The sequence below is a fragment of the Thermodesulfobacteriota bacterium genome (genome assembly GCA_036482575.1).
GTDB lineage: Bacteria > Desulfobacterota > GWC2-55-46 > GWC2-55-46 > JAUVFY01 > JAZGJJ01.
The window spans coordinates 1-2,228 of the sequence record JAZGJJ010000115.1 but is presented as its reverse complement, the minus strand read 5'-3'; the positions used below and the strand labels follow the sequence as shown (position 1 = coordinate 2,228).

Below are 2,228 nucleotides of genomic sequence, written 5' to 3'. Positions count from 1 at the left end.
TAGGACGCGGACGGCAAGCCGGTCGAGAGCGTCGAGGAGATGTTTCAGCGGGTGAGCGAGAATATCGCCAAGGCCGACTGTAATTACGACCCGGACTCGGACACGGAGGCCGTAGCCGGAGAGTTCTACGATATGATGGCCTCGCTCGAGTTCATGCCCAACTCCCCCACGCTCATGAACGCCGGCAGGGACCTGCAACAGCTCTCGGCGTGCTTCGTGCTGCCCGTGGGCGACTCGATGGAGAGCATCTTCGAGGCCGTGAAGAACACCGCCTTGATACACAAGTCCGGCGGGGGCACCGGTTTTTCCTTCTCTTCGCTCAGGCCCTCGGGCGACGTCGTCGGCTCCACCTCCGGTATATCCTCCGGTCCGGTCTCCTTTATGACCGTCTTCGACAGCGCCACCGAGGCCATAAAGCAGGGCGGCACCAGGAGGGGAGCCAACATGGGAATACTCCGGGTCGACCACCCGGACGTCATGAACTTCATAACCTGCAAGGTGGATAACGATAAGCTCAACAACTTCAACATCTCCGTCAGCATCACCGAGGAGTTCATGGAGGCCGTGGAGAAGGACGAGGGGTATGACCTCAAAAATCCGCGCGGCGGCGAGGTGGTCGGCAAGCTCCGGGCGCGCGAGGTCTTCGATAAGATCGTCGACATGGCGTGGAAGAACGGGGACCCGGGCATCATCTTCATAGACAGGATAAACAGGGACAACCCCACGCCGAAGCTCGGCCCGATGGAGTCCACCAACCCCTGCGGCGAGCAGCCGCTCCTTCCCTACGAGTCCTGCAACCTCGGCTCCATAAACCTGAGCCGCATGCTCAAGAAGAAAGGCAAAGGCAACGGCAGCGGCACGCGGGGCTTTGAGATAGACTGGGAGAGGATCGAGAGGACCACCAGGAAGGCCGTGCACTTCCTCGATAACGTAATAGACATGAACAACTATCCCATAGAGGAGATAGGCACGATGACCAGGGCCAACAGGAAGATAGGGCTCGGGGTCATGGGCTTCGCGGACATGCTCATAAGGCTCGGCATACCCTACAACTCGGAGGAGGCCGTGCGGGCCGCCGATGACGTCATGGGCTTCGTGCAGGCCAAGGGCAGGGAGGCCTCCAACGAGCTTGCCGAAAAGAGGGGGGCCTTCCCCGAATTCGACGGCTCCATCTATAATAACGGCACAGGGAACGGGAGGCCCGTGAGAAACGCCACGGTCACCACCATCGCCCCCACCGGGACCATATCCATAATGGCGGGATGCTCCTCGGGCATAGAGCCGCTCTTCGCCCTCGTCTTCAAGAGGACCGTCATGGAAGGGACCGAGCTCATGGAGGTTAACCCGCTCTTCGAGGAGGTGGCCCGAGAGAGGGGCTGCGACAGCCCGGAGATACTCGAGGCTATCGCCGAGACCGGCGGGCTCCACGGCGTCGACGGCGTGCCCGATGACCTGAAGAACCTCTTCGTTACCGCCCACGACATAAGCCCGGAGTGGCACATAAAGATGCAGGCCGCGTTCCAGAAGTACACCGACAACGCCGTCAGCAAGACCGTCAACTTCCCGAACGAGGCCACGACCGAAGACGTTGCAGCGGTATACTCGATGGCCTATAACCTCGGGTGCAAGGGGGTCACCGTCTACCGCGACGGGTCAAGGGACGTTCAGGTTCTTACCCGCGGCAAGGAGAGCGGTAACGGCGCCGTGGAGGAAACGGACGCAGCCCCCGCCCCCGCCGCAGCCGTCGGTACGGCCCCCTACCACAAGCCCAAGCCGCGCGGCGAGGTGGCCTTCGGCATAACCAAGAAGATGCAAACCGGCTGCGGGAACCTTTACGTGACCATAAACCAGGACCCCGAGGGCAAGCCGTTCGAGATATTCACCCAGATGGGGAAGGCCGGGGGCTGCGCCACGAGCCAGTGCGAGGCCACGGGCAGGATGGCCTCGCTCGCGCTTCGCGGCGGCATAGAGCCCGAAGAGATAGTAAAGCAGATGCGCGGGATAAGCTGCCACCTTCCCGTGGGCTTCGGCTCGGATAAGGTCGCCTCCTGCTCGGACGCTCTGGCGCAGGCAATGGACTGGTACCTCCGGTACAAGAGGACCGCCGGCAATACCGTTGCGCTCGGCGGGGACCCCTCGGCCCTTACCGACACAAAGTCCAAGCTCGAGTTCACCCTGGCCTTAAGCCGCGGCGCCTGCCCCGACTGCGGCGGCACCGTGGAGCACGT

The 2,228-nt window shown here is 62.3% G+C and carries 1 pseudogene; it reads left to right on the top strand.

The window, feature by feature from the left end:
- The first annotated feature begins 9 nt into the window (after positions 1–9).
- A pseudogene (locus tag V3W31_05130) lies at positions 10–2,228 on the top strand (vitamin B12-dependent ribonucleotide reductase).